Source organism: Streptomyces sp. NPDC127092, from assembly GCF_042722475.1.
In the GTDB taxonomy this organism is placed as follows: Bacteria; Actinomycetota; Actinomycetes; order Streptomycetales; family Streptomycetaceae; genus Streptomyces.
Genome location: NZ_JBHXFE010000376.1, coordinates 477 through 1,108 on the forward strand (window position 1 = coordinate 477; position 632 = coordinate 1,108).

General features: G+C 68.4%; 2 protein-coding genes. Both read left to right on the forward strand.

What is annotated here, in order from left to right; genetic code table 11:
• The coding region (locus ACFWJO_RS40570) for an FHA domain-containing protein (protein ID WP_386873395.1) at positions 1 to 273 on the forward strand (273 nt) is incomplete at its 5' end.
• Positions 270 to 632, forward strand: a 363-nt coding sequence (locus ACFWJO_RS40575; protein WP_386873397.1) for a PP2C family protein-serine/threonine phosphatase, incomplete at its 3' end; no start/stop codon positions are given. The genes ACFWJO_RS40570 and ACFWJO_RS40575, both read left to right, overlap by 4 nt.

Consider the following 632-nt stretch of genomic DNA (forward strand, 5'->3'; position numbering starts at 1 on the left):
GTGACGCAGGGCGGCCTCGCCGGCACGCGCATCACTCTCGGCACCCAGCCCGTCCTCATCGGACGGGCCGACGACTCCACCCTCGTTCTCACCGACGACTACGCCTCCACCCGCCACGCTCGGCTCTCCCCGCGAGGCGCCGACTGGTACGTCGAAGACCTCGGCTCGACCAACGGCACGTACCTGGATCGCGCCAAGGTCACCACATCTGTCCGCGTGCCGCTCGGTACCCCCGTACGGGTCGGCAAAACGGTAATCGAGTTGCGCCCGTGACCCTCGTACTCCGCTATGCCGCCCGCAGCGACCGTGGCCTTGTCCGTTCCAACAACGAAGATTCCGTGTATGCCGGTGCCCGCCTGCTGGCGCTCGCGGACGGCATGGGCGGTCACGCGGCCGGTGAGGTCGCGTCGCAGTTGATGATCGCGGCCCTCGCGCATCTCGACGACGACGAGCCCGGCGAAGATCTGCTCGGCAAGCTCGAGGCCGCCACCCGGGAGGGCAACGACTCCATCGCCGACCACGTCGAGGAGGACCCCGAACTCGACGGCATGGGCACCACGCTCACCGCAATCCTGTTCTCCGGCAACAAGCTCGGGCTGGTCCACATCGGTGACTCCCGCGCCTACCTACTC